The organism is Hymenobacter daecheongensis DSM 21074 (assembly GCF_900141805.1).
Classification (GTDB): Bacteria; Bacteroidota; Bacteroidia; order Cytophagales; family Hymenobacteraceae; genus Hymenobacter; species Hymenobacter daecheongensis.
Map to the genome: position 1 here is coordinate 275,464 of NZ_FQYN01000006.1, position 24,528 is coordinate 299,991.

General features: G+C 60.8%; 28 protein-coding genes and 1 tRNA gene. 13 read left to right on the forward strand and 16 right to left on the reverse strand.

Annotated features, from left to right (window positions below; all coding sequences use genetic code 11):
• Window positions 1–112 precede the first annotated feature (112 nt).
• The 3 genes from BUB62_RS13355 to BUB62_RS13365 all read right to left on the reverse strand — a co-directional run bounded on the left by BUB62_RS13355 (window position 113) and on the right by BUB62_RS13365 (window position 2,045).
• Window positions 113–565, reverse strand: coding sequence for a hypothetical protein (locus BUB62_RS13355; RefSeq protein ID WP_073110827.1), 453 nt, complete (start codon window positions 563–565; stop codon window positions 113–115).
• Window positions 566–648: 83 nt separating this feature from the next.
• Window positions 649–1,395, reverse strand: coding sequence for a hypothetical protein (locus BUB62_RS13360; protein WP_073110829.1), 747 nt, complete (start codon window positions 1,393–1,395; stop codon window positions 649–651).
• A gap of 65 nt (window positions 1,396–1,460) precedes the next feature.
• On the reverse strand, window positions 1,461–2,045 hold the full coding sequence (locus BUB62_RS13365; RefSeq protein WP_234988700.1) for a thermonuclease family protein: 585 nt from the start codon (window positions 2,043–2,045) through the stop codon (window positions 1,461–1,463).
• A gap of 70 nt (window positions 2,046–2,115) precedes the next feature.
• Between BUB62_RS13365 and BUB62_RS13370 the strand changes: the two genes are divergently transcribed.
• Both BUB62_RS13370 and BUB62_RS13375 read left to right on the forward strand, forming a co-directional pair.
• Window positions 2,116–2,331 carry a hypothetical protein gene (locus BUB62_RS13370; RefSeq protein WP_084539063.1) on the forward strand — a complete coding sequence of 72 codons (216 nt, stop codon included), beginning with the start codon at window positions 2,116–2,118 and terminating at the stop codon, window positions 2,329–2,331.
• Between the two features lie 161 nt (window positions 2,332–2,492).
• Window positions 2,493–2,828 (forward strand): TfoX/Sxy family protein, encoded by a 336-nt coding sequence (locus BUB62_RS13375; RefSeq protein ID WP_073110833.1) that lies wholly within the window; start codon window positions 2,493–2,495, stop codon window positions 2,826–2,828.
• A 21-nt stretch (window positions 2,829–2,849) separates the two neighbouring features.
• On the opposite strand, the gene BUB62_RS13380 is transcribed toward BUB62_RS13375, so the two are convergent.
• From BUB62_RS13380 to pheS, 4 genes are all read right to left on the reverse strand, one after another.
• Window positions 2,850–4,136, reverse strand: coding sequence for a site-specific integrase (locus tag BUB62_RS13380; protein ID WP_143164165.1), 1,287 nt, complete (start codon window positions 4,134–4,136; stop codon window positions 2,850–2,852).
• Window positions 4,137–4,369: 233 nt separating this feature from the next.
• A tRNA-Asn gene (locus BUB62_RS13385) sits at window positions 4,370–4,446 on the reverse strand.
• Between the two features lie 96 nt (window positions 4,447–4,542).
• Window positions 4,543–5,001 (reverse strand): Rieske (2Fe-2S) protein, encoded by a 459-nt coding sequence (locus BUB62_RS13390; RefSeq protein ID WP_143164166.1) that lies wholly within the window; start codon window positions 4,999–5,001, stop codon window positions 4,543–4,545.
• Window positions 5,002–5,061: 60 nt separating this feature from the next.
• On the reverse strand, window positions 5,062–6,102 hold the full coding sequence (gene pheS, locus BUB62_RS13395; protein ID WP_073110842.1) for a phenylalanine--tRNA ligase subunit alpha: 1,041 nt from the start codon (window positions 6,100–6,102) through the stop codon (window positions 5,062–5,064).
• Window positions 6,103–6,323: 221 nt separating this feature from the next.
• Here pheS and BUB62_RS13400 point away from each other — a divergent pair, with 221 nt between their 5' ends.
• The 3 genes from BUB62_RS13400 (at window position 6,324) to BUB62_RS13410 (ending at window position 8,015) form a co-directional block, all read left to right on the forward strand.
• Complete coding sequence (locus tag BUB62_RS13400) at window positions 6,324–6,929, forward strand: hypothetical protein (RefSeq protein WP_073110844.1); 606 nt, start codon at window positions 6,324–6,326, stop codon at window positions 6,927–6,929.
• A 71-nt stretch (window positions 6,930–7,000) separates the two neighbouring features.
• A complete protein-coding gene (locus tag BUB62_RS13405) occupies window positions 7,001–7,345 on the forward strand; it encodes a hypothetical protein (protein WP_073110846.1) in 345 nt (114 codons plus the stop codon).
• A gap of 136 nt (window positions 7,346–7,481) precedes the next feature.
• Entirely contained in the window at window positions 7,482–8,015 is a 534-nt protein-coding gene (locus tag BUB62_RS13410; RefSeq protein ID WP_143164167.1) for a hypothetical protein, read from the forward strand.
• An 85-nt stretch (window positions 8,016–8,100) separates the two neighbouring features.
• Here BUB62_RS13410 and BUB62_RS13415 read toward each other — a convergent pair whose 3' ends face one another.
• The gene (locus BUB62_RS13415) at window positions 8,101–9,387 is read right to left on the reverse strand and encodes a M16 family metallopeptidase (RefSeq protein WP_073110854.1); all 1,287 of its coding nucleotides are present in this window, start codon (window positions 9,385–9,387) and stop codon (window positions 8,101–8,103) included.
• Window positions 9,388–9,607: 220 nt separating this feature from the next.
• Between BUB62_RS13415 and BUB62_RS13420 the strand changes: the two genes are divergently transcribed.
• From BUB62_RS13420 to ytxJ, 4 genes are all read left to right on the forward strand, one after another.
• Window positions 9,608–11,587, forward strand: coding sequence for an alpha-ketoacid dehydrogenase subunit alpha/beta (locus tag BUB62_RS13420; RefSeq protein WP_073110856.1), 1,980 nt, complete (start codon window positions 9,608–9,610; stop codon window positions 11,585–11,587).
• A 114-nt stretch (window positions 11,588–11,701) separates the two neighbouring features.
• Window positions 11,702–12,013: a hypothetical protein gene (locus tag BUB62_RS13425; RefSeq protein WP_073110857.1), complete on the forward strand. Its 312-nt coding sequence runs from the start codon at window positions 11,702–11,704 to the stop codon at window positions 12,011–12,013.
• Window positions 12,014–12,124: 111 nt separating this feature from the next.
• Window positions 12,125–12,454: a hypothetical protein gene (locus BUB62_RS13430; RefSeq protein ID WP_073110859.1), complete on the forward strand. Its 330-nt coding sequence runs from the start codon at window positions 12,125–12,127 to the stop codon at window positions 12,452–12,454.
• 17 nt (window positions 12,455–12,471) lie between these two features.
• Window positions 12,472–12,813: a bacillithiol system redox-active protein YtxJ gene (gene ytxJ, locus BUB62_RS13435; RefSeq protein WP_073110861.1), complete on the forward strand. Its 342-nt coding sequence runs from the start codon at window positions 12,472–12,474 to the stop codon at window positions 12,811–12,813.
• A gap of 106 nt (window positions 12,814–12,919) precedes the next feature.
• Here ytxJ and BUB62_RS13440 read toward each other — a convergent pair whose 3' ends face one another.
• Window positions 12,920–13,327 (reverse strand): OsmC family protein, encoded by a 408-nt coding sequence (locus tag BUB62_RS13440; protein WP_073110863.1) that lies wholly within the window; start codon window positions 13,325–13,327, stop codon window positions 12,920–12,922.
• 98 nt (window positions 13,328–13,425) lie between these two features.
• Between BUB62_RS13440 and BUB62_RS13445 the strand changes: the two genes are divergently transcribed.
• Complete coding sequence (locus BUB62_RS13445; RefSeq protein WP_073110865.1) at window positions 13,426–14,241, forward strand: hypothetical protein; 816 nt, start codon at window positions 13,426–13,428, stop codon at window positions 14,239–14,241.
• A 180-nt stretch (window positions 14,242–14,421) separates the two neighbouring features.
• On the forward strand, window positions 14,422–15,324 hold the full coding sequence (gene lipA / locus BUB62_RS13450) for a lipoyl synthase (protein ID WP_073110989.1): 903 nt from the start codon (window positions 14,422–14,424) through the stop codon (window positions 15,322–15,324).
• A gap of 77 nt (window positions 15,325–15,401) precedes the next feature.
• Here lipA and BUB62_RS13455 read toward each other — a convergent pair whose 3' ends face one another.
• Complete coding sequence (locus BUB62_RS13455; protein WP_073110867.1) at window positions 15,402–15,998, reverse strand: DUF4136 domain-containing protein; 597 nt, start codon at window positions 15,996–15,998, stop codon at window positions 15,402–15,404.
• Between the two features lie 220 nt (window positions 15,999–16,218).
• Here BUB62_RS13455 and BUB62_RS13460 point away from each other — a divergent pair, with 220 nt between their 5' ends.
• Entirely contained in the window at window positions 16,219–16,515 is a 297-nt protein-coding gene (locus tag BUB62_RS13460) for a hypothetical protein (RefSeq protein WP_073110869.1), read from the forward strand.
• Window positions 16,516–16,679: 164 nt separating this feature from the next.
• Here BUB62_RS13460 and gcvP read toward each other — a convergent pair whose 3' ends face one another.
• Window positions 16,680–19,598: an aminomethyl-transferring glycine dehydrogenase gene (gcvP, locus tag BUB62_RS13465; RefSeq protein ID WP_073110871.1), complete on the reverse strand. Its 2,919-nt coding sequence runs from the start codon at window positions 19,596–19,598 to the stop codon at window positions 16,680–16,682.
• Window positions 19,599–19,792: 194 nt separating this feature from the next.
• Here gcvP and BUB62_RS13470 point away from each other — a divergent pair, with 194 nt between their 5' ends.
• Window positions 19,793–21,004 (forward strand): NAD(P)-dependent oxidoreductase, encoded by a 1,212-nt coding sequence (locus BUB62_RS13470; protein ID WP_073110873.1) that lies wholly within the window; start codon window positions 19,793–19,795, stop codon window positions 21,002–21,004.
• Window positions 21,005–21,081: 77 nt separating this feature from the next.
• On the opposite strand, the gene BUB62_RS13475 is transcribed toward BUB62_RS13470, so the two are convergent.
• The 5 genes from BUB62_RS13475 to BUB62_RS13495 form a co-directional block, all read right to left on the reverse strand.
• Window positions 21,082–21,915 carry a DUF1206 domain-containing protein gene (locus BUB62_RS13475; RefSeq protein WP_073110875.1) on the reverse strand — a complete coding sequence of 278 codons (834 nt, stop codon included), beginning with the start codon at window positions 21,913–21,915 and terminating at the stop codon, window positions 21,082–21,084.
• 84 nt (window positions 21,916–21,999) lie between these two features.
• Window positions 22,000–22,584 (reverse strand): DNA-binding protein, encoded by a 585-nt coding sequence (locus BUB62_RS13480; RefSeq protein WP_143164168.1) that lies wholly within the window; start codon window positions 22,582–22,584, stop codon window positions 22,000–22,002.
• Between the two features lie 122 nt (window positions 22,585–22,706).
• Window positions 22,707–22,925, reverse strand: a complete 219-nt coding sequence (locus BUB62_RS13485) for a CsbD family protein (RefSeq protein WP_073110878.1) — start codon at window positions 22,923–22,925, stop codon at window positions 22,707–22,709.
• A gap of 140 nt (window positions 22,926–23,065) precedes the next feature.
• Window positions 23,066–23,668, reverse strand: coding sequence for a hypothetical protein (locus BUB62_RS13490; protein WP_143164169.1), 603 nt, complete (start codon window positions 23,666–23,668; stop codon window positions 23,066–23,068).
• Window positions 23,669–23,710: 42 nt separating this feature from the next.
• Complete coding sequence (locus BUB62_RS13495; RefSeq protein WP_073110882.1) at window positions 23,711–24,448, reverse strand: hypothetical protein; 738 nt, start codon at window positions 24,446–24,448, stop codon at window positions 23,711–23,713.
• Between the last annotated feature and the right edge of the window lie 80 nt (window positions 24,449–24,528).

Here is a 24,528-nt window from a genome sequence, read left to right on the forward strand (position 1 = left end):
AATCACCTTCCATGCTGGCAGCACGCATTTGCTCGCTTACCTGCTCATGCAAAAGGCCGGCCCCCCACAAGGAGGAGCCGGCCTTACCGGTTATTGATACCCAGGAAAGCTGCTAATCCAGCGTTTCTGTTTCCCGCGCAGCTACCAGCACGGTATCCTTTTCCGGAGCAACAGCCATAGAAACCGGTGTCGGCGCGATAATCGGCGTACCCGCCACTAATTCACCAAACAGCGGGTTGGCCGGCAGCTCCTGGCCGCCGTTACCGTCCGGTATCTGGTTGTAAATGACGGCCTCCTCACCCGGTGTACTCTGCGCCAGATGGTCTTCCAGCACCTCCTGCCCGCTGTTGGCGTGCAGCGCCTGCGTGAGCAGGGTATAGGTGCTCACGTCGACGTTGTAGAGTTGGTTTAGCGCGTTCATCTGCATGGCCGCATCCTCGGCCGCGCCGATGGCGTCCGACAGCAGCTTGGTGTAGCGCCGGGCCTTCTGGTCGGCTTTGGCCCGCAAGCGGATGGCGCGCTTCATGCGACGCTTGAATTGGGTCTGATAGGCAGTAAGTGCCATGATGTGAAAAGGTAAAAGATGAAAGGGAAAGAAAAACGGCCAGCCATATTCGGCCGGCCGCTTCGTGCCGCTCACGGCTTGGCTTAAGCCACGTACTCAATGGCCAGCGGGTTCGTGCTGTTGTTGTTCAGGGCGTAGAACTTACCGTTAATCTGCTGGTAGAAGTTGATGCCTACCACGCCCACCACTAGGTTAGCAGCCGTTGGAGCCGCCGGGAAGCTGGCCACTACTGACTGATTCACCAGAGCCGCGCTGTTGATGGGCAGAATGCCCAGCGGAGCGGCCACCACGGCGTTGGTGAAGGTCAGCGTCTCCATGTCCAGGTCCGAAGCGGCAAAAATCACCTCGAAGTGCGTAGCGCCCTGCGGAGCCGCAATATCCGAGGCCGGGTTCAGCGCCGGAATGCTCATGGTTACATCAGCACCCGCACCCGTCACCTCGTAAGGGAAGTACATGGTCTGGCCGATACCAGCCCCCGCGTTGAAGTTGAAGCCCAGCAGCGGAGCCGAGTTGCCCGAGTCGAACACGCGCTGGCCCCGGTCGTTCGTATCGTCGAGGCCGATGACTTCGCGCATCACTTTCGTGAGGCGGGCCGCCAGCTGACTGTCGCTGGCCGAGGCAATGGCCACGCGCAGCGAGTCGCGGAGCAGCTTGCTGTACTTGGCGGCCAGACCAAATTCGGCCGCGTTTTCGCGGGTTCGCGCCCGGCTCGGGGCGTTGGCGAAGGCCGCCTTGTCGCTGGCCGGCTTTTGGGAGATGTTCCCGTTTTTGCTGAACACCAAGCCCCCTACGGTGCCCTGGATGCCAATAATGCCCGTTTGACGTGCCATAGTAGTAAGTTGTTAGAAGTTGAAAATCTGTTTGTGTCGTGGCTGCTTGCGCTTATGCGACGTTGCTACCAGGTGCAGCCCACCCCGTAGCGTCGCTTGTTTTTGTAGTTGAGTTTGCGCCACTGGCGCGGCATGAGCACACCCACGGCCCCGCATTTCCAGAGCCCGCGCCGTCCGGCCACTGCCGCTGCCTGCTGCGCGGCGCGGCCCGCTACCCGACGCTTCGGGTCGAAGGCCCACGCCCAGCCCCGCACCACCAGCAGCGAGTCCAGCGCCAGAGCAGGCGTGCCGGCTACTGGCAGCCGCACCGTGGCTAGGGTCCGCCCATAGAGGTCCACGCCGCGCCGCGAAATCAGCACTTGCCGCTTCGGCCGCAGCAGCTGCGCCACCGAGTCGCCTGCCTGCTGTCCGTAGGGCTGGTCTGGCTCCGGCGCATCCACGCCCATTAGCCGCACCCGGTATGTCACGCCACCGGCCAGCACGTCGTAAGTATCGGCGTCCACCACCCGCACCATGCGCCCCACTTCCTGCGTCGGCGCAGTCCCCCCTGGCTGGTCGGCAGACAGGCTATTTACGGCTGCTTCCCCCAACCCGAAACCAGCGGCAACCATTAGCAACCACCCGCTGATATACAGTGCTTTATCTTTCATGGCACGAACCTACAACCGGCTTTTTACCGTTGTATATTCGTCTGTCCAACCAGCCCCAATCCGCCCCCAGATGCCCCAGGTTTGCCTCTACCCCAAAGACGTTGCCCGGCTTACCGGTACCGGCTACGACGCCGGCAAGCGCCTCCTGCAGCGCATCCGTACCAAGCTGCGCAAACCCGCCCGGGCCTACGTTTCCATAGCCGAATTCTGCGCGTACACGAGCCTGCCGGAGGCCGAAGTAGCCGCCGCACTTAACGGAACGTCGGCGCCAGCCAACCGAGGCTGAAGGCAGGACGGAGGCAGTCTGCAGGCACCTTGCGCCCGCGTCGTACATTCGCCGGAGGCTTGTCGGGTTTATGAACGATTCACGGCTCAGTCAACCGCTGACCAGCAGGCTAAGCTCAAACCAAACAGACCCGGTAATACTTCAGCTACACCCTGTGTGCAATGGCCTCTACTCCGGAATTTGTCGAATTTGTCGTTGAGCAGATGAACAACTCCGGCCACGTTACCGCCAGGAAGATGTTTGGGGAGTATACCCTGTACTGGGACGGTAAGCCCTTTGCCCTTGTTTGTGACAACAAGCTGTACATCAAGCCTACTGTAGCGGGACGAGCTTTTTTATCAGAAGTGACCGAGGCCGCGCCTTACCCAGGCGCAAAGCCTTGCTTCCTGATTGAAGAGCAGTTGGAGGACCAGGAGTGGCTGACAAATCTGGCCCGCCTGACGGTGGAAGAATTGCCGGAGCCCAACCCCAAAACTAAAAAGCAGCGCGGCGGCTAGTAGCTACGCAAACAATACCGTCTACCGCGCCGGCTCCCCGTCGTACCACTCGCCCAGAATCTTCTCCCAGGCCTTCAACACGTCCGGGGCCAGCAACCGGGCTTTGTCCTTGGCGTAACGGTCCGTCACATCTTCCTCGGCGTGCCCGAGCACGAGCCTGGCCAGCCCCTTGTTTCCGTTGCTGACCTGTTTAAGCAGCGTGCCGGCGGTGTGTCGCGCCGTATGGGTGCCAATCACCTGATAAACCGGCCGCCAGTTGTGTACCACCTTGCCGCCCGTAATCAGCCGGTCGTCCCATTCCCGCGTGAGCCCGGCGGCTTGCGCCACCTCCTTAATCATGTCGCCGCGGTGTTGCCAGGTACGCGCCGGGAAATGCCACTTCCAATGCTCACCAATCCTGACCGCAATGGGCGGCAGCGGAACGGCCGCATCATTGCCCGTTTTTCCCTGCGCATGGAGCAGCGCCGGCACTTGGCTGCCATCTTCCAGCGTGAGCGTGATACGCTCGCGCACGTCGAATTTTTCCAGGTCCTCGTAGCGCCGCCCGCTGAATAGCTGGAACAGCCACCGGTCCCGCTCTTCGGCCAAGACCTCGGAAGTCGGCCGCCACCGAATCAGCTTGCGCACTTCCTCAATTTCCAGGTCCAGCTGCGGCGCGTTCTTGGCCGAGTATTGCAGCCAAGCCATATCATGGGGCAGCCCCAGCTGTTCCAGGCACTTGCGCAGGCCGCCAAAATGCACCTTGATGGTCGCGTCGGACTTCTGCAGGTCCAGCAGGTGCTGCTGGTACTCCTTGGCCACTTTCTGCGTCACCTGGTCCGGCCGCAGGTCGGGCTGCCAGCTTTCCATCATCGTAGCCAGCTGGTCGTACTTGCGGAGCGAGTCCTTGGCCAGGTTGCGGTTTTCGGCCTTCCACTCTTCCAGTACCTGCCGGAAGGTGCGGCTTGCCACTGCCGGCGCTGCTACCGGCACCGGTGCAGGCATAACCGCCGCAGGGTACAGCGCCGCCACGAGCGCCGCTTTGCTCACCTGCGCGTAAGGGGCCGCATCAAAAAGCCGGTTGAATGTGTCGATAACATTCTTCTCCAGGGCTCCCAGCCGGGCGTTGATGTTCGTAACCGTATCCGGGTGCGTGGGAATGCCGGCTTCCTCCTCCTTCGGTGTCAGGCGTCGCCCGCCCAGCGCGCGCTGGCCTTTGGCATCCCACATCACTTCCATCTCCTCGCCCTTGCCCGGTCGCGCCAGTAAAACCCGCTCCCCGGTGTCTGTCTGAAGCTCCTGACCGTGCCAGCGGGTCGTTAGCCGCACAGGGCACCGCCCCAGTTTATCGGCTTCTGCGACCCGTGGATAGAACCGAACACTGATTTTTCGCTTGAACAGCTTGGGCGTCTCCATATTGCTTCGTCCCGGTTTTCGTCCTGCTTTCCGTCCCGGTTTATATCCAAAGATAACCGAAGACGGCCGGAGTACCAAATCAAAAACCGCCCGCAGTGGCTGGAAACGAAGAATGCCCGCCGGTTAGGGCGGGCATTCATAGGTATTGGCGCTCCCTCCTGGGCTCGAACCAGGGACCCTCTGATTAACAGTCAGATGCTCTAACCGGCTGAGCTAAGGAAGCGGTTATGGCGACGTTTATGTGTCGTTGCGGGTGCAATATTAGAGCAAAACCAAACCCTGTGCAAGCAATAGCCTAAAAAAATATTGCGACAATAGCCTAGTTCGTGATTGTCAGGATGCTACCGGAGAGAGCCGTGCTGTACTGACGCAGCGGGCGGGCCGCTGGGCCGGACTGGGGCTGACCTTGCAGATCGAACTGGGAGCCGCAGCAGGCATCTTTCAGAAACAGCCGGGAAGGGTCAATGCTCACGCGGGCGCAGGTGTCGGTGGCCCGGTAGGGGCAGTTGCGCTCGAAGGCGAGGTAGGTGCTGGCGTTCTGCCGGACCACAATCAGGCCGCGCACGCCGCCTTTGGCGTACGCGGCCCCATTGTTCGTGCGGAGCGCCACGTATTCCTGATTGGTCAGGTTGATGGGCGTGCTGAAAGCGGCCAGCGGAATCTGCGGGTCGTTTTCGGTGGAGGTGGAGCCGCAGGCGGCCAAGACCAGCTGGGAGCCAAACAGGGCCACCGCCGCCACAGCCCGCAGAGTAGACGAAAGCTTCATGGGAACAGGCATAGCACGTTGAAAGCGAAACAGCGAAGTCATACGGAAACCCTGTAACCAATGCCCGGCAGATTAAGCTCCCTCGAACTGCCGCAAAAACCGCTGGTCATTCTCCGTGAACAAGCGCAGATCCTTAATCTGGTATTTCAGCATCGTGATGCGCTCGATGCCCATGCCCCAGGCGTAGCCGGAAAAAACCTCCGGGTCGATGCCGGATTGCGTCAGCACATTGGGGTCTACCATGCCGCAGCCCCCGATTTCGACCCAGCCCGTGTGCTTGCAGATGTTGCAGCCCGTGCCCTTGCAGATTAAGCAGGTGATGTCGATTTCGGCGCTGGGCTCGGTGAAGGGGAAAAACGACGGGCGGAAGCGGATCTGAATATCGGCCCCGAACATTTCCTGCACGAAGTAATAAACGGTCTGCTTCAGGTCGGCGAAGCTCACGCCTTCATCAATGAAAATGCCCTCGATCTGATGAAACATCATGTGGGCGCGGGCCGAGATGGCCTCGTTGCGGTAAACGCGGCCGGGCATAATGCTACGGATCGGCGGCTTCTGTGACTCCATCACGCGCACCTGCACGGTGCTGGTGTGGGTGCGGAGCAGAAAGTCGTGGGTGGGGTTGGCGGCATCGCGGGCCACGAAGAACGTGTCCTGCATGTCGCGGGCGGGGTGGTTTTCGGGGAAGTTGAGGGCGGTGAAGTTGTGCCAGTCATCCTCTATTTCGGGGCCTTCGGCTACGTTGAAGCCGATGCGGGAAAAAATGCGCACCATTTCCTCGCGCACCAGGCTCAGCGGGTGGCGCGTGCCCAGGACATTGGGCACCGTAGGCAGCGTGTAGTCGAACGTGGGGTCGGCGGGAGTGTTCTGAGTGGCTTCCTCCAGCTCCTGCCGGCGCTGCTCAAAACGCTCCAGCGCGGCTTGCTTCAGCTGATTCAGCTCCTGGCCCACAGCGCGCCGCTGCTCGGGGGCTACGGTCTTGAGCTGGTCGAAAAGGTCGGCGAGCTGGCCCTTGCGGCCGGTGAAGGCCAGGCGAAACTGCTCCAGCTGCTCGGGCGTGGTGAGGTCGTACGCTGCTATCTCGGCGCGGAGGCGATTAATTTGATCCTGCATAGTACTGCAAAGGTACGCTTCCGTCCGAAACCCAGGGAGAGGTGAAAAAAGCCGATTGGAGCGGGTTTAAAGTGTTTTTGAAGATTGGTACGATTGCTGCAAAAGCCCGCTCATACAACGGCTAGCCAGAATCGGGCACGGGGCGCCACCTGCTCAGATCAGCACCGGCGGCCTGCGAATGGCCCGCGCTTCCTTTCATCCATCTCCAGCCTTCCTGCTCTATGAAACGCTTTTTGCTTCCCGCTTTTCTGATTGCCGCCCTGCTCAGCGCCCCGGCTACTTCCCAGGCTTCTTCCTCCGACGGCCCCGGCCGCAAGAAGGCCCGCACCGCCAAGGCGTTGAAAAAACAAACTCCAGCGGCACCCAAATCGACTTCGGCGGCCAATTGGGGCTCAGCCACCGATGATGATGCCCTCTGGGCCACGCCCGCGCCGGAAGCTGTAAGCGCTCCGGTAGCCGCCGAGCCGGCCCTCAACGACGACCCCGCCATGCGCTCTTCGGGCGTGATGATTGCCCCCGGCATGAACACGGCCCCCTACCGCGGCGTGAGCACCGACTACAACGGCCGCCCACTCAAGAAAGCCGCTAAAAAAGCTACCGTTGCCGCTGTTCCGGTTGAGGCTGAATTGGCGGCTGACGACCCGATGATGCGCTCGTCGGGCGTGATGATTGCGCCTGGTATGAATACCGCGCCTTACCGGGGCGTGAGCACCGATTATCATGGCCGGCCTTTGAAAAAGAAAGCCAGCAAGGCTTCTACGCTGGCCGTGCAAGAGGCCCAGGCCCCCGCGGCTATGGTAGCGACGGCCGAGGTGCCGGAGTGGTAGGCATCCGCCGGGCGCGGTACTTCGTATGCTTGGGCAGGGTGTTGTTTCACAGGTTGTAAAGCGCTTTGTATATGTGGTGCCGCTACCGTTTTCTGCTGCTTTTGCTGGCTGCCAGCTTTCTGGCTGAAGGTGTTGCCCTGGCCCAGTCGCGCACGTCGAAGCGCAAGCCCAACCGGGCCCGCTCGGGCGCTTATGCCCGCTACGACCGCTCCGGGCGGCGGCTGGAAGAAGATTCGCGGCTGGCTCCGGGGATGCGCATCAACATGCCCAGCCCGCCCACAACCGACTACATGGGCCGCCCCCTAAAAAAGAAAGTAGCCAAGCCCGCCACTACTAACTCCACGCTCGCCGCGGGCAGAGCGGCCCCCGCAGCTGCGCCAAAGCCAGCGGCCACGCCGGCCCGGCGCAGAAAATAAATCGGCACAGTCTCAGCTACAACCACCATCGGCGCAGCCAGCGCCGATATTTTTTGTCGTTCGGGCACAAACTGCCCTAGATTTGTGTATCCAAGTTCTCAACCCGAATTTTCCCCTTCACTTTCGCGCATTCACTATGCTACGTTCTGCCTTTTCGAGCCTGTTGTTGGTTACTGTGTTGAGCGCTCCGGGTGCTTTTGCCCAGCAGACCAGCAAAAAAACGGCTAAGCCCGCCGCCAACACCCAGCCCGCCCCCATGGAAGCTGCCGCTGCTCCGGCACCAGCCAACGATGGCTTCGGAGCCCCCGCCGGCCGCGTGGCCGATGCTCCCGCGCCGCAGTCGGAAGGATTTTCGATTGCTCCTGGCTTCACGGCCGCGCCTTCGCGCCGCGTAAACACCGACTATCGGGGCCGGGCCCTTACGCCGTATGTGCGCCGCAACGTGCGCGAAGCCGTGCCGGTAGCGGCCCCTATGCCGGCTCCGGAGCCGGTAATAGCCGAGCCCACCCCGGTGGCTGAGCCAGTAGCGGCCTCCGCGTCGGCCACCAAAAAATCGTCGGGAGCGGCGGCCACCACGACTACCAAAAAAGCCACCACTACGCCCAAGAAGGCACCTGCCAAGAAAGCACCCGCCAATGACGGCTGGGGCTCGGGTGGCAGCGGTTGGTAAGCCGACTTGCTGCCGCCAACGCAACCAAAAAGGCCCGAACGATAGTCGTTCGGGCCTTTTTGCTGGTACAGCGCTGGGCTGAAAATCAGCCTTTGTCCTCGGCTTCTACCTCGGCCAACTGCTCGACGGGAGCGGGCACGGCGGCGCGGTAGTAGAGCGTGCTGCAGTTGTCGGGGCGGAGCACTTCGCGGGCAGCGGCCAGGATAGCGGCCGGAGTCACGGCCTGCACTTTGGCGCTTTCCTCATTCACCAGGTTGGCATCGCCCAGCAGCTTGTTGAAGGCCAGGTTCATGGCGCGGTTCAGCAGCTCAATCTCGCTGAACACGATGCTGACTTCAGCCTGGTTTTTTACTTTTTCCAGCTCCGTCGGCGCTACTTCGGCGGCGGTTAGCTCGGCTAGCACTTCCGCAATGGCCGCATCGGCTTCTTCCATCGTCACATCGGCGTTCAGGCGGGCACTCACCACCAGCAGGCCGGGCTCGAAAGCGCCCGTGCAGGAAGCCGAAATGGAGTTGAGCAACGGCCGCTCCTTCACCAGACGCTGATAGAGGCGCGACGATTTGCCCCGGCCCAGAATGTCGCTGAGCAGGTCGGCGGCGTAGTAGGCCTCGTCGGCGCGGCCGGGCATGTGATATACTTTGTAGAGGGCATTCACGGGCACGTCGGCCGTCACGTCGAGGTGGCGCGGGGCGGTCTGGCGGGGCTCGGCGGCAAGGCGGCGCTCGTAGCGCTGGCCGCCGGGAATGGGGCCAAACCACTTTTCGGCCAGGCGCTGCACTTCAGCCTTGGTCACGTCGCCGGCCACTACTAATATGGCGTTGGCGGGGGAGTAGTGCTTGTCGAAGAAGGCCCGCACGTCGTCCATCACGGCATTTTCGATGTGGCTGATTTCTTTTCCGATGGTGGGCCACTGGTACGGATGCTGCTGGTAGGCCAGCGGGCGCAGCTTCAGCCACACGTCGCCGTAGGGCTGGTTGAGGTAGTTCTGCTTGAACTCTTCCACCACCACTTTGCGCTGCACTTCCAGGCCGTTTTCGGAGAAAGCCAGCCCCAGCATCCTATCCGATTCGAGCCAGAAGCCGGTTTCCAGGTTGTTGGCGGGCAGCGTGAGGTAGTAGTTGGTGATGTCGGCGGAGGTGAAGGCATTGTTTTCGCCGCCCACATACTGCAAGGGCTCATCGTAGTTCGGAATGTTCACCGAGCCCGAAAACATAAGGTGCTCAAACAGGTGCGCGAAGCCCGTGTGGTCCGGGTCTTCATCGCGCGAGCCCACGTTGTAGAGCACATTGACCACCGCAATGGGGGTGGTGTGGTCTTCGTGCACGATGCAGCGCAGGCCGTTGGCGAGGGTGAATTCTTCGAAATGGATCATAGGGCAAGGGTAATAGGCGAACAGAGCGGCTGAACCGGCCGTGAAGATATAACCGGCCGCGCGAAGCAGAGGTTTTGGGGTAGGTATCTTCGGCAGGTTTTCCTGTCAGCAGCCCCTTCCCCCGTGCCAAGCCAGGCGAAAGCAGGAATTTCGCCACCAGATTTTCCATCCAACCCAAACCCGTACTTTTGGCCCCGCTACCACCCACCCACTCCCCCGTATGAACTTCGACCGCAAGGATTACTCCAACGACGTACTGCTCCATCTCTACCAGGGCCTGCTCAAACCGCGCCTGATTGAGGAAAAAATGCTGATTCTGCTGCGGCAGGGCAAGGTGAGCAAGTGGTTTTCGGGCATCGGGCAGGAGGCCATTTCGGTGGGCAGCACGCTGGCCCTGCGGCCGGACGAGTACATTTTGCCTCTGCACCGCAACCTGGGCGTGTTTACGGGGCGCGATATTCCGCTCGACCGCCTTTTTGCGCAGTGGCAGGGCAAAACCACTGGCTTCACCAAGGGCCGCGACCGGAGCTTCCACTTCGGCACCAACGAGCACCACATCGTGGGCATGATTTCGCACCTGGGCCCCCAGCTGGCCGTGGCCGACGGCATTGCGCTGGCCGATGTGCTGGATAAAAAACAAGCCATTACGGTGACCTACAGCGGCGACGGCGGCGCTTCGGAAGGCGACTTCCACGAGGCGCTGAACGTGGCGGCTGTGTGGCAGCTGCCGGTCATCTTCATCATCGAAAACAACGGCTACGGCCTGAGCACGCCCAGTCAGGAGCAGTTCCGCTTCAAATACTTCATCGACAAAGGCCCCGCCTACGGCATGGAAGCCGTGCAGGTAGACGGCAACAACGTGCTGGAGGTGTATGACACGGTGCGCCGCCTGGCCGAGGATATGCGCCTGAACCCGCGCCCCGTGCTGCTCGAAGCCCTCACTTTCCGAATGCGCGGCCACGAGGAAGCCAGTGGCACCAAGTACGTGCCCCAGGAGCTGTTTGAGGAGTGGGCCGCCAAAGACCCGGTGGAGAACTACGAAAAGTGGCTGCTCAGCGAAGGCATTCTGGATGAGGAAGCCCGCATGCGCTTCCGCGAAACCATCAAGCGCGAAATTGAGGAGGGCCTGAAAGTGGCCGACGCCGTGCCCATGCCCACCGCCAGCCTGGAAGAAGAGGTGCGCGACATGTACCGCCCATTTGAGGCTCCGGCACAAGACCCGCCCGCCGACGGCCCCAGCACTGAAAAGCGCTATGTGGATGCCATTTCGGACGGGCTGCGCCAGAGCATGGAGCGCTACCCTGAGCTGGTGCTCATGGGCCAGGATATTGCCGACTACGGCGGCGTATTCAAGATAACCGAAGGCTTTGTGGCGCAGTTTGGCAAGGAGCGCGTGCGCAATACGCCGCTCTGCGAGTCGGCCATTGTGGGGGCGGCGCTGGGGCTGAGCATCAAGGGCAAAAAGGCCATGATGGAGATGCAGTTCGCCGATTTCGTGACCTGCGGCTTCAACCAGATTGTAAATAATCTGGCCAAGAGCCACTACCGCTGGGGCCAGAACGCCGACGTGGTGGTGCGGATGCCCACGGGAGCCGGGTCGGCGGCCGGGCCGTTTCACTCCCAGAGCAACGAGGCCTGGTTTACGCACACGCCGGGCCTGAAAGTGGTGTATCCCAGCAACCCGCACGATGCGAAAGGCCTGCTCAACGCGGCCTTCGAAGACCCGAACCCGGTGATTTATTTCGAGCACAAAATGCTCTACCGCAGCATCAGCGGGCCGGTGCCGGATGCCTACTATACCACGCCCATCGGCAAGGCCGCGCTGGCGCGGGAGGGCACCGATATGAGCATCATCACCTACGGCATGGGCGTGCACTGGGCCACCCAGCTGGCCGACGAGCTAAACCTCTCGTGCGATATTCTGGACCTGCGCACTTTGCTGCCCTGGGACGAAGAAGCCGTGCGCGCCACGGTGCGCAAAACCGGCCGCGTGATTCTGCTGCACGAAGACACGCTCACCGGCGGCATCGGCGGCGAAATAGCGGCCTGGATTGCCGAGCACTGCTTCGAGCACCTCGATGGCCCCGTGCAGCGCGTGGCCTCCCTGGATACGGCCATTCCCTTCTCCCCGTCGCTGGAAAAGCAGTTTTTGCCGGTGCAGCGCCTGCGCGAGCGGGTCGAAAAGCTGATGGCCTACTGAGTCGGGCCCAGCGCTTAGCATCCGGTGGGGCGTGAAGAGCCTACTACCGCTTCGTTGCCAAAGTGAGTATCTTGCGGCTTGCTGGTAAGCTGGCCGGCTGACCATTTTTGCTTTATGACCTTCTTTGCTTTTCGTAGTGTGCGTGGGGTGCTGGCGGGGCTGCTGCTGGGCGGCGTGCTGGCAGGCGCGTGCCGCCCCTACCGCATTCCTAACCCCACCGGCCCGCCCCAGCCCAAAGTGGTGAAAGCAAAGAAGCCCGACGCAGAATCGGCCGATGGGCGCAGCGCCCCCATCACCACCGAGGCCAAGCCCATCCGGAACAGCTACGACAAGCACGGGCTAATGAAAAAGCCCAAATATGAGCGGCGGCGGCTGAAGCATAAAGTCGGGCAGCGGCGCTTTCTGGGCATCCCGCTGCCTTTCTAACCGCATGAGCACTAATTGTTTGGTTGCTGCGTATACTGGGCAGTAGTCATGGCCGCCTCCGGCAGAGCCTGCGGGCGCTACGGCTTTTTCTTACCGTTAAATTCATCTGCTATGCGCATACTTCTCCTGTCGGCCGGGCTGTTTTTTATGGTTGGGGCCAGCACGGCTTCAGCCCAAACGGAGTATTCCAACCGGGCCATTCAGCGCTCCGAAAACCGCCGCGCCCTGCGCGATGCCCGCAAGTACAAGGCCGAGTACAAAGACTCGCACCTGGATGTGTCGAAGGAGGAGCTGCGGCAGGGCGGGAGCCCGGCCGTTTCGCAACCCAATGACGGCCGCGATAGTTACAAGTTCGATCATACCGGCGCGGCCTACGTGCGAGAACCAATCCACCTCAGTTTGCGTCCTGCTGGTAAGAGAAAGAAACCTGCGAACGAATAACTCCGACCCTTCCCTTTATGAGTACTCCCTGGCAACCCCTCACCCAAGCCGAGCAGCTCACCGACATCGTGCAGGAATCGCACGAGCAGCCGGTGCTCATCTTTAAGCACAGCACCACCTGCTCCATCAGCGCGGCGGCCAAAAGCAAGCTGGAGCGCCAGTGGCCCGAAGCCAACCTGAGCGACGTAAAAATCTACTACCTCGACCTGCTGCGCTTCCGCCCCATCTCGGCCGAAATAGCCCAGAAGTTCGGCGTGCAGCACGAGTCGCCCCAGCTATTGCTCATCCAGAACGGCGAGTGCCGCTACAATGCCTCCCACATGGGCATCCGCCTGAGCGACGTGAAAGTGAAATTGTGAGATGGTGAAATAGTGAGTTTGATGTTCTGGCTGCGCTAACTGCGCCGCTTGTGCGCAATGCGCAAACCGAACATCAAACTCACTATTTCACCATCTCACAATTTCACTACTGATAGAGAAACTCCACTTGCTGCCGGATTTCGGGGTGCAGACTCAGGGCGACGGGGCAGGTGCGGGCGGCGTTTTCCAGCAGCGTGCGGTCTTTGGACGCGAGGCTGGCCGGCATTTGAAAGGTGATGTCGACCTGGGCGATGCGACGCGGCTCGGCGGCCATGTGCTTCGTCACTGAGAAGCGAACACCGCTCAGGTCCAGCGCGTGGCGGGCGGCCACGATGCCCATGATGGTCATCATGCAGGAACCCAGCGCGGCACTGACCAGATCGGTCGGCGAAAAGGCCTCGCCCCGGCCATGGTTGTCCACGGGCGCGTCGGTGAGAATAAGGGTTCCGGAGGCGGTATGCGTGGCTTCGGTACGCAGCTCGCCGGAATAAAGGCCTGTGGCAGTGTTGTTCATAATCGGGAAAATGGCAGAAAAGTATCTGCGAATTTACGTACTTTAGATGGGGCCGCTTTCCGCTCCGATCCTCATCCGATTCTCATCTTTCACCAAGTATGTCCTCCGTGCGTAACTTATTTACCTTCGGCTGTTTTGTGCTCGGTACGCTGGGAGCCGGTTGCGGTGCCCGCGCCCAAAGCGTCAGTAATTCCGACGAGCCTTCGTACCGCAAAGAATTCTCCTACGGGATAAACTTCAATACCCGCGGCGGGCTGATTGGGGGCGCATCGGTGCGCTCGGCCCATGTGCTGGACGAAAAATGGTCGCGCTACTGGAGTATTGAGGGCGTGGAAGTGAAGCACCCGAAAGAGCAGCGGCAGGCCTCGGAAGCGGGCGGCATTTATACCGGGGCCAAAGCCAACTATCTGTTTGTGCTGCGGCCCTCCGTAGGCCTGGAGCGCATCGTTTTCCGTAAGGCGCCGGAATCGGGGGTGCAGGTGAGTGCCATGCTCGGGGCCGGCCCTTCCATCGGCCTGCTCATGCCGTATTATATCTACTACGACTACACGGCCCGCGACGGCAGCGGCCGGCCCTTGCCGCCGCAGGATATCCGGGCCGAGCAGTTTGACCCCAAGAAGCACACCAACGAGAAGTTGATTGTTGACCGGGCCCCGCTGTTTTCCGGCATCAATGAAACCAAGCCCAAAATAGGAGCGCACCTGCGCGGGGCGCTCAGCTTCGAGTATGGCCGCTACCGAGATGCCGTTGCCGGCGTCGAAACGGGCTTTTTGCTGGAGCTGTATCCCAAGGAATTGCTCATCTTGAAAGCCCCCCAGGCCCCGGCCGGTCCGCCCGTTACCAGCGAGAAGCAGCTGAACAACAAGTTTTTCCCGTCGGTGTACCTCACCATTTACTTGGGCCACCGCAGCTAAGCTAGGCTGTCGAATTGCTTCAGCCCCAGCCCAAACCGGGCGGTCAGCGCTTCCTGCGGGAAGGCTGGCCGCCCGGTTTGGACGTTTAGGGAACAAATTGCGGCCCACCCGGTCTTAGTACCTACTACTGACTACTCAGTACCGGCTCCCAATCCCTACCTTTGCAGCATGGACGATCTGTTGCTGACCCTGCCCATCATTCAACCCCAAGCCGCGGCTCCGGCGGCTCCGGCCAAGCCCCGCAAGCCCGACTGGCTGCGCGTGAAGCTGCCCGTGGGCCCCGAATACGCCAAGGTACGCCGCCTGGTAGATGAGCACAAACTGCACACCATCTGCGAGAGCGGCAACTGCCCCAACATGGGCGAGTGCTGGGGCGCGGGCACGGCCACGTTCATGATTCTGGGCAACATCTGCACGCGCTCTTGCTCGTTCTGCGCCGTAGCCACCGGCCGCCCCACCGAATACGACACCGACGAGCCCCGCCGCGTGGCCGAGGCCATTCAGCTAATGAGCGTGAAGCACGCCGTCATCACCTCTGTGAACCGCGACGAGCTGAAGGACCGCGGCGCCAGCATCTGGCACGAAACGGTGGTGCTCATCAAGCAGCTCAGCCCTACCACTACCATCGAAACCCTGATTCCGGACGTTAAAGCCAACTGGGCCGCGCTGGATGTGATGATTTCGGGTGGGCAGGAAGTGGTGTCGCATAACATTGAAACCGTAGGCAGCCTCTACCGCCTGGTGCGCCCGCAGGCCAAATACGACCGCAGCCTGGAGCAGATCCGGCGGACTAAGGAAGCCGGCAAGCGGACCAAGTCGGGCATCATGCTGGGCCTGGGCGAAACCAAGGATGAGATGTATCAGGCCATGGACGACCTGGTAGCCAACGGCCTCGACATTCTGACGCTGGGCCAGTACCTGCAGCCCACCAAGCGCCACTTGGAAGTGGCCGAGTTCATCCATCCGGACCTGTTTGCGCACTACCGCGAAGAAGGCCTGCGCCGGGGCCTGAAATACGTGGAAAGCGGCCCGCTGGTGCGCAGCTCCTACCACGCCGAGCGCCACGTAAACGTACCCATCTAGCCGCACGGTATCATAAAAAAAGCCCCTGACTAACTAATAGTCAGGGGCTTTTGCTTGTAAGTCGGAAGCCGATGCCGCTAGCGGCGCGCCTGGGTATCTACGGGTGGGTAGGCCCCCAGCACGCTGCCCACGATGCGGTAGACTTCCTGCTCGGAAATGGTCTGGTTATCAACCTGGGCCTGGCCCATGCCGCGCCAGGCCAGCTCCTTGCGCCGGGCATCCACCAGATCAATGATGACAGTGCCGGCTTTGTACTCGGATATCGGGTTCATGCCCATGCCGCGGCCGTAGCCATACCCGTAGTAGGGGTAGCCGTAGGGCGAATAGGCCCCGTTCACGCGCTGCTTATCTTCTACTTTGGCACTGTAGGCCACAAACACATCGGGGTCCTTCTCGACCTGGGTGAGGCCTTTGCGAGTCATTTCGGTTTCCACGGCCGTGCGCAGGCGCTTGTCCAGAAACGATTCGTAGCCCCTGGCCGGTCCGCCTTCCGTGTCCGCCATCTGCTGCGGATACCAGGCCCAGGTTTTGTACGTGCGGAAATTAACCGAATGATCGAAGTCGGAGGTAACGCCGACGCGGGAGGCGGTACAACCCGTGATGCCCAGCCAGAGCGAGAGAGCCACGACTCCCAGGGCCGCCGGCCGGACTAAAGATTGGGGAATGAGTTTCATATTGAAGTAAGACAAGCAAAGATGAATTGAAAGGGAAAGAAACGTAAAATCTTGCCAAAAGTGGCTAAAATCCCATTTTTTTGGTTCGCAGGTATAACGCTGCGCCCCCAGGCAATGTTCCCAGCCAGACAGGCGACACGGCTGCTTGGGGAGAAAAAAAATCGGCTAAAATTCCTTCAAGCCTTGAAATAACGCTATCTTCCCCACCCAAACTCGACTTATGAACATACGCCTACTCTACGCACTGATGCTGGTGCTGCTGTCTTCGTGCAGCGCCGCCAAGGATGAAACCGCCGGCAAGCGCGGCAACCAGGGCCCGGTTTCCTTCACCACCGTGGTCGACTGTCCGCTCTACGACGGGATGAGCAAAAGCTCAGCGCAGCTCACTTCTATTACCTCAGGCATGGAAGTACAGGTGATGGATACCGTGGATGCCTACTTCGTGAAAGCCCGCGTGACCAAAGACGGCAAAACCCTGAACGGATTCATGTACCGCACCTGCTTCCCACAGAAATGATTTTTTAATGTGGGTCTAATGTGCTGATGTGGGAAATGTGCTGAAGTAGTAACAAATAGCCCTAGTGGCACAAGGAATCCATAAAAAAGGCTCGTGCAACCTGCACGAGCCTTTTTTGCTTTTGAGTACTGACACGATATAAGAATCAGCACATTAGATCCACATTAATAAGACGGGCCCTTGTCGGTGGGTACTAGCTGCTCCTCGGCGTCTACGTACTGCTCGATGGGCGTGCAGGCGCAGATGAGGTTCCGGTCGCCGTAGGCCGAGTCGATGCGGGAGACGGTGGGCCAGAACTTGAACATGCGGGCGTACTCGGTGGGGTACACGGCCTGCTCGCGGGAGTAGGGGCGGGTCCACTCATGCACCAGCACGGTGGCGGCGGTGTGCGGGGCGTGCTTGAGCACGTTGTCCTTGGCATCGGCGCGGCCGGCTTCCACCTCGGCCACTTCCATTCGGATGGCAATCATGGCCTCGATGAAGCGGTCCAGCTCTTCTTTGCTTTCCGACTCGGTAGGCTCCACCATCAGCGTGCCGGCTACGGGGAAGCTCACGGTGGGGGCGTGGAAGCCGTAATCCATCAAGCGCTTGGCAATGTCCTCGACCTCGATGCCGGCCTTCTTGAACTGGCGGCAGTCCAGAATCATTTCGTGGGCGCAGCGGCCGTTGGAGCCGGTATACAGCACCGGGTAGTGCTCCTCCAGCTTCGCCTTGATGTAGTTGGCATTCAGAATAGCAATGCGCGTGGCCTGCGTCAGTCCTTCGCCGCCCATCATGTTGATGTAGGCGTAGCTGATAGGCAGAATGCTGGCCGAACCCCACGGTGCCGACGTTACGGCCCCGAAGGTGCGCCCATCGGCATCCACCAGCACGTGGCCGGGCAGGTAGGGGGCCAGGTCGGCCACCACGCCGATGGGGCCTACGCCGGGGCCGCCGCCGCCGTGCGGGATGCAGAAGGTTTTGTGCAGGTTCAGGTGGCACACGTCGGCGCCGATGGTGGCGGGGGAGGTGAGGCCCACCTGGGCATTCATGTTGGCCCCGTCCATGTACACCCGGCCGCCGTGGTTGTGGATGGTCTGGCAAATGTCGATGATGGTTTCCTCGTACACGCCGTGCGTGCTCGGGTAGGTTACCATCAGGCAGCTGAGCGTATCGGCGTACTGGGCGGCTTTGGCTTTGAGGTCTACTACATCAATGTTGCCATCTTCAGTGCTTTTCACCACTACCACCGTCATGCCGGCCATTACGGCCGAGGCGGGGTTGGTGCCGTGGGCCGAGGCCGGAATCAGAGCCACGTTGCGGTGCTGGTCGCCGCGGGCATCGTGGTAGCCCTTGATGGCCAGCAGACCGGCGTACTCACCCTGAGCCCCGGAATTGGGCTGCAGGCTCACGGCCGCGAAGCCCGTTACCTCGCACAGCCACTGTTCCAGGTCCTTGAAAATCTCGGCGTAGCCCTGGGCCTGCTCGCGCGGGGCGAAGGGATGTAACCCCCCGATTTCGGGCCAGGTCACCGGAATCATCTCGGCGGTGGCATTGAGCTTCATGGTGCAGGACCCCAGCGAAATCATGGAATGCGCCAGGCTCAGATCCTTGTTTTCGAGCTGCTTCATGTAGCGCAGCATCTCGTGCTCGGAGTGGTGGGTGTTGAAGATGGGGTGGGTCAGGTAGTCGCTGGTGCGAATCAGGTTTTCCGTCCAAGTGGCTTCCACTTCGGCGGGCAGTGCCAGTGCGTCCTGCACTTCCTTGCCCAGCACCTTGGCAAAAACGTCCACGATGGCGGCCACATCCTCAATTTCGGTGTTCTGGTGCAGCGAAATGCCCACCCGCACGGTGTCGAAGTAGCGGAAGTTGATGCCGGCGGCTTCGGCTTCCTTACGCAGGGCCTGCTGCAGCTCGGCGCTTTCCAGGCGCAGGTTCAGGGTGTCGAAGTAGAACTCGTTGGTCTGCTCCACGCCCAGGCCGTGCAGAGCCATTTCGAGCGTGCGGGCCAGGGCATGAATGTTGGTGGCAAACTGGCGGATGCGCTGCGGGCCGTGGTACACGGCATACATGCCGGCCAGCACGCTCAGCAGCACCTGCGCGGTGCAGATATTACTCGTAGCTTTTTCGCGGCGGATGTGCTGCTCGCGGGTTTGCAGGGCCATGCGGTAGGCCTTGTTGCCGGCCGCGTCGATGCTTTGGCCGATAATGCGGCCGGGAATCACGCGCTTGAACTGGTCTTTGGTGGCCAGGAAGCCGGCGTGGGGGCCGCCATAGCCCATCGGCACGCCAAAGCGCTGGGAGTTGCCCACGCAGGCGTCGGCGCCCATTTCGCCGGGGGGCGTGAGCAGGGTGAGGGCCAGCAGGTCGGTAGCCACGGTCACGAACTGGCCCTGCTCGTGGGCTTTCGAGATGAAGTCGGAGTAGTCGAACACCTGGCCGTCGGCGGCGGGATACTGCAGGATGGCCCCGAACAGGCTTTCGTCGGTGAGGTCGGCGGTGCGGTGGTCACCGATTACCAGCTCGATGCCGAGCGGAGTGGCGCGGGTGCGCAGCACGTCGATGGTCTGGGGCAGCACCAGCTCCGATACAAAGTATTTAGTAGCACTTTTCTTCTTGCTCAGGCTATGAAACATGTGCAAGGTTTCGGCGGCGGCGGTGCCTTCGTCGAGCAGGCTGGCGTTGGCAATTTCGAGGCCTGTGAGGTCGATTACCATCGTCTGGTAATTGATGAGGGCTTCGAGGCGGCCCTGGGCAATTTCGGCCTGGTAGGGCGTGTAGGCCGTGTACCAGCCCGGATTTTCGAGGATATTACGCTGAATGACGGCCGGCAGCTGGGTATCGTGGTAGCCTAGGCCGATATAGTTTTTGAACAGCTTATTCTGGCCGGCAATCTTCTTGAACTTCGCCAAAAAAGCCCGCTCCGTGAGGGCCGCGGGCAGGTTTAGCGGCTTTTTCAGCCGAATGGCCGCGGGCACGGTCTGGTCGATGAGCTGGTCAATCGACTCGACACCGATGGTGCGCAGCATTTCGGCCACGGCCATGTCGTCGGGGCCGTTGTGCCGGTCCACGAATACGTCGGCGGGCTTGGGTTTAAGCAACATAAAGGAGAGCTAGAGGTGGCGGGAATACGCGGCCGCCGGGGCAGCCGCACCTGTAACAAAGGTAAGCCGAAAAGGCTTCATCCTTAAGCCTGTGAGCAGGCAAATGTTTGGGCAGAACCCCGCGCCAGATTCGCTGCCCAAAATATTTCCCCAGATTTGGGGCCTCATTCTCATCCCTCCGAATTCCCACCCTCATGCGTCCTATTACTCTCGGTATCATTCGCGAAGGCAAAACCCCGCCCGACAAGCGCGTGCCGCTCACGCCCAAAAAGTGCGTGGAGGCCCAGACTACGTTTCCCAACGTGACGGTAGTAGTGCAGGAAAGCCCTATCCGCAGCTACTCCGACCAGGAATACCGCGACCTGGGCATTGCCGTGCAGGCCGATATGACCGCCTGCGACATCCTAATGGGCGTGAAGGAAGTGCCCGTCAGCCAGCTCATTCCGAACAAAACGTACCTGTTTTTCTCGCACACCGTCAAAAAGCAGCCCGCCAACCGCGAGCTGCTGCGGGCCGTGCTGCAGAAGAATATCACGCTCATCGACTACGAGATGCTGACCAATGCCGAGGGTGAGCGAATCGTGGCTTTTGGGCGCTACGCGGGCATTGTGGGAGCGTATAATGGCCTGCTGGCCTATGGCCGGAAGCACAACCTGTACCAACTGAAGCCCGCCTACCAGTGCGTGGATATGGACGATATGCAGGAAGAATTCTTCAAGGTGCGAGCCCTGCCGCCCATCAAGATTGCCGTCACGGGCTCGGGCCGGGTGGCGCAGGGCGCACTGGAGGTCCTCGACCGGATGGGTATCCGCAAGGTGAGCGTCTACGACTTTCTCTACCTCGATTTCACGGAGCCCGTGTATGCCCAGCTGCGCAGCTCCGACTACAACGCCCGCCAGGATGGCCGGGTGTGGGATACGCCGGATTTTCACCGCCACCCCGAGCTGTATACGTCCACGTTTGGCAAGTATCTGCCCGTCACCGATCTGCTGATTGCCTGCGCCTACTGGCACCCCGCCGCGCCACTCCTGTTCACCGAGGCCGATACGCGCCAGCCCGGTTTCCGCATCAATACCATTGCCGACGTGACCTGCGACGTGAACGGCTCCATCCCGACCACCAAGCGCAGCAGTACCATCCAAGACCCGCTTTTCGACTACAACCCGCAGACCGGCGAGCTGGAGCCGGCCTGCTCGCGCCCCGCCAACATCACCATCATGGCCGTGGATAATCTGCCCTGCGAGCTGCCCCGCAACGCCAGCCGTGACTTCGGCCGCCAGCTCCTCGATAACGTGTTTCCGCACCTGCTGCGCGACGATGCCGACGAGGTAGTGGAGCGGGCCACCATCACGCGCAACGGCCAGCTCACCGAGCGCTACCAGTACCTGAGCGACTACGTGGCTTGAGGGGTTAGTTGTTAGTTGTCAGTTGTTAGTTTTTGGTCGTCAGTTCATCCGATGACGACCAAAAACTAACAACTGAATCACACGCCATGCAGCACCGGATACCGGGCCTGCACGAGCATATACAGGCCATACGCCACCAAGCCCACCGCCACAATGCCCAGCACAGCCGGGCCCATAGCATTGAGCAAATCAAAGGCTCCTTCGGTGTCGTCGATCTGGCGGGCGTTGCTGAAGCGGGCGGCCTGCACGAAGAAATAGCCGATAATAGCCAGTACGATGCCCTGGGCCGTGTAGCCGACCTGCCCGGTGCGGAAAACCACCTGCTGCTGCTGCGTACTCAGGCTGCTGGCATTTACGTGCTTGGCAAAGTCGCCAGAGTAGGCGTGCCAGATCTGGTAGAGCCCCGCTCCGATAATGCCCAGGCCAATAGCTGCCACCAGCCATTGCCCGAAGGGCTGCGCCAGCAGCGTAGCCACCGCCGACTGTTTGGCATCGCCACCGCTGCCGCTGCTCACGGCGCTGTTTTGCCACGCCGCTTTGCCGGCATAAAAAGCCAGGGCCACATACACCAGCCCGCTGCCGGCGTAGCCCAGGCGCCGGGCCAATCCTTTGGCCCCGGAGCCTTTATTTTCGGTGTCGCGCAAGGCCTGCGTGAAGCGCCAGACGATGTAACCAACCAGGCCAAAGGCCACCAGCCCGAGCAGAAACCTGCCCATGGGCAGCCCCTGAATGGTTTGCATAGCTTGCTGCTTATCGGCTGTCTGGCCGCCTTGCATCCCCGTGGCGGCCAGAAAGGCCAGCACGCCCATGGTCAGATAAACGGTGCCCTTGGCGGCGAAGCCAAAGCGGGCGAGCAGCCGCAACCCCCGCGACGGCGCGGCGTGGGGCAAAACGGAGGAGAGGGAAGCCATACGTATCTACTTTAAAAAAGCGAAGAGTAGTACGATACGGCAGCCGGCCGGAATAGGTGCGGCAGAAAGACCGGCCCAGGCCCGCTACACCGGCCAGGCCAGCGAAAAGTCGTGGCGGCCGAAGATGCCGCCGGGGCGGTAAATTTCGGCGCCGCGGTCCAGCAAGAGCTTATTTTCCGGAATATTCAGCGTGCAAATGGGCTTTCCCTGCGCGGGCTTGCTTTGCAGCAGCCGGTCCAGGTTGCCGCCGGGAGCCATGTAGGGGATAAAGAAATGGTCGGCCAGCTCGGCAATCAACAGGTTGCGGATATCGGCGGTATCCTGGGAGGTGGTCGTCACATCGGGCTCAAACGGCGTGACGAACAGCAGGCGGCCGGCCTTGATTTCGGGGCCGTACTCGGAGCGCACGTTGGGCTGAATGCCGCGGGCCAGCACGTACACAATTGGCTGCTCGGGCCCTTGCAGCAGGTAGCGGAAGATGCTCTGCTCCATTAGTGAGTGAAACCCCGACACCACGCAATGCCCATTAGCCCGCTGATCCAGCGCCCAAAGGTTAGTATCGTGCTCAATGCGTGCGGGGTACTCGCGCGAGCAGAAAAAAGCGGTTTTGGGCAGCTTCAGCAGCGCTTTATCGCCTAGCAATCGTAATTCTTCGGGGGCAATGACCATACAATAAGCTCCAGGGAGTGGAGGTGCTCAGAATAAGCCGGAGCCGGCTGCCTTTAGCAAAAGCCCCGCATCCGGCTCCCTGAGGAAGCGGTGCGGGGCTATGCCAGTGCGGGCAGTAGCGCCTAAAAATTGCGGTGAAACCAGTCTTTGATTTCATCCACCGTCTGACCGGTTTTGTGCTGCAGTCTGCCGAACCACTCGTCCTGCTTGCCTTCGGCGTAGTCCAGGTCGTCGTCGGTGAGGTGGCCCCACTGCTGCTTGGCTTTGCCTTTCAGTTCGTTCCAGTTGCCGCGGGCTCGTAGCTCCGTCTGGTCGTCGATGTTATTGTTGTTAGCGTCCATGAGTGAGTGGGTTTTGGTGTGGGAATGGTATCTGGTGTTCGATACGCAAGCCCGCCAGTAGAGTTAAGCGCAGGTCCTAATTATCTAGTTGATTATCATTTAAATATAATTAGAAATAATAGTATTTCCTATTGCTACTGCTAATGGGCACCAAAAACCGATATAACTATGATGGCAACAATAGCCACTGAAGTGCCCACGCCAGCCCCAAATCCGGCGGCGGCTTTGCCCAGCTTCTGGCGCTGCGCCTGCCGCTGGTAGCCGCGCACGTAGTCCTGGTTCCGGAGCAGCTTATCATCGGATACCATCAGGTTGTGTACCGGCGGCCGCGAAGCCGCAATGGCGGCCCCGGTAGCCACGCCACCCAGCCAGCCCACGGAGGTAGTGACCACCGTAGCTCCGAAAGTGCCCCAAAAGGCTCCCGGCGACTTAAAATACTGGCGGGCATCCAGTTCGCCCTGCCGGCGGGCCTGCTCGGGCGTGAGGGCCGGGGCCGCCGCGGCGTAGGTGGCGGTGTATATCATTTCCTTCGTGCCGTTGGCATACCGGATCATAAATACATCGGTCACGGGCAGATAGAGCGTGTCGGCGGGCGCGGCGGGCAGCGCGTAGGATATTTTCTCGGGCTGAATGGTGAGCACCTTCGCCGGAATCTCTTCCCCGTTGGTGCGCAGAATGGTGTCCTGGGCTTGGGCGGTAGCAGCAAGCCCGCAGAAAAGCAGCAACAAGTAGAGACAACGCATTGTACTCAGAAAATCAGGCAGTGAAACGATGATGGCAACCGGCTAGTAGCGCCGCGAGTTGAAGCCGAAAAGCAGGCTGAAGCGCAGGCCGCCATTGCCCGGCACCACCGCCAGATTCACCGGAAAGTTGATGCCGTGTGAGCGGTAAGTAGTGCCCACGGCCAGCGCGATGCTGGCGCTGAGCGGGGTCAGATTCGGCCCCACGCCGAACTCGAAGCCCTTGGGGCCGCGAATGCCCACCAGCGCATTCAGGCTGGGCACAAACTTGTTCTGCTCCAGCCCGCCAATGAGCGGCACCACTTCAAACAGGCCCGAGGTGCCATTGGGCAGGCGGAAAATCCGCGTTTCAAACTGCCAGCCAAACTGCGTCAGGAAGGGCTTGATATTGTATTCACTCGCTTTTTCCGCCACGCCGGCCGTCAGCACCGTGAAACCGATGCGTGGGCCGCCCAAGTGCACTTCATTATAGACCGGTTCTTCATCGCCGGGCACCACGGGGCCGGGCGGTAGGGCGGGCGCGGTGGCCGGTAAGCCCGGGGCGGGTGCCACGCCCATTACTTCCTTGGTGCCATTGGCGTAGCGAATCATAAACACGTCTGACCGGCGCACGCTGATCAGAGGGCCATCGGGGTTGTCCGTACGCTTGTAGCGCACCTCGGTGGGCGTTATTTCCAGCACTTTCACCGGCACCTCGTCCCCATTTTGTTTGGTGAGCAAGTCCTGCGCCTGGGCGGTCAGGGCCAACAGGCTGAAAAAAACGAAGAGTAGCAAGCGGTGCATGGCGAAAGAATAAGGGAGTGAGGATTTACAACCGAAAGATACACTTGCCCCGCGCCCCGCGCTCAACTAACTTCCGCCTT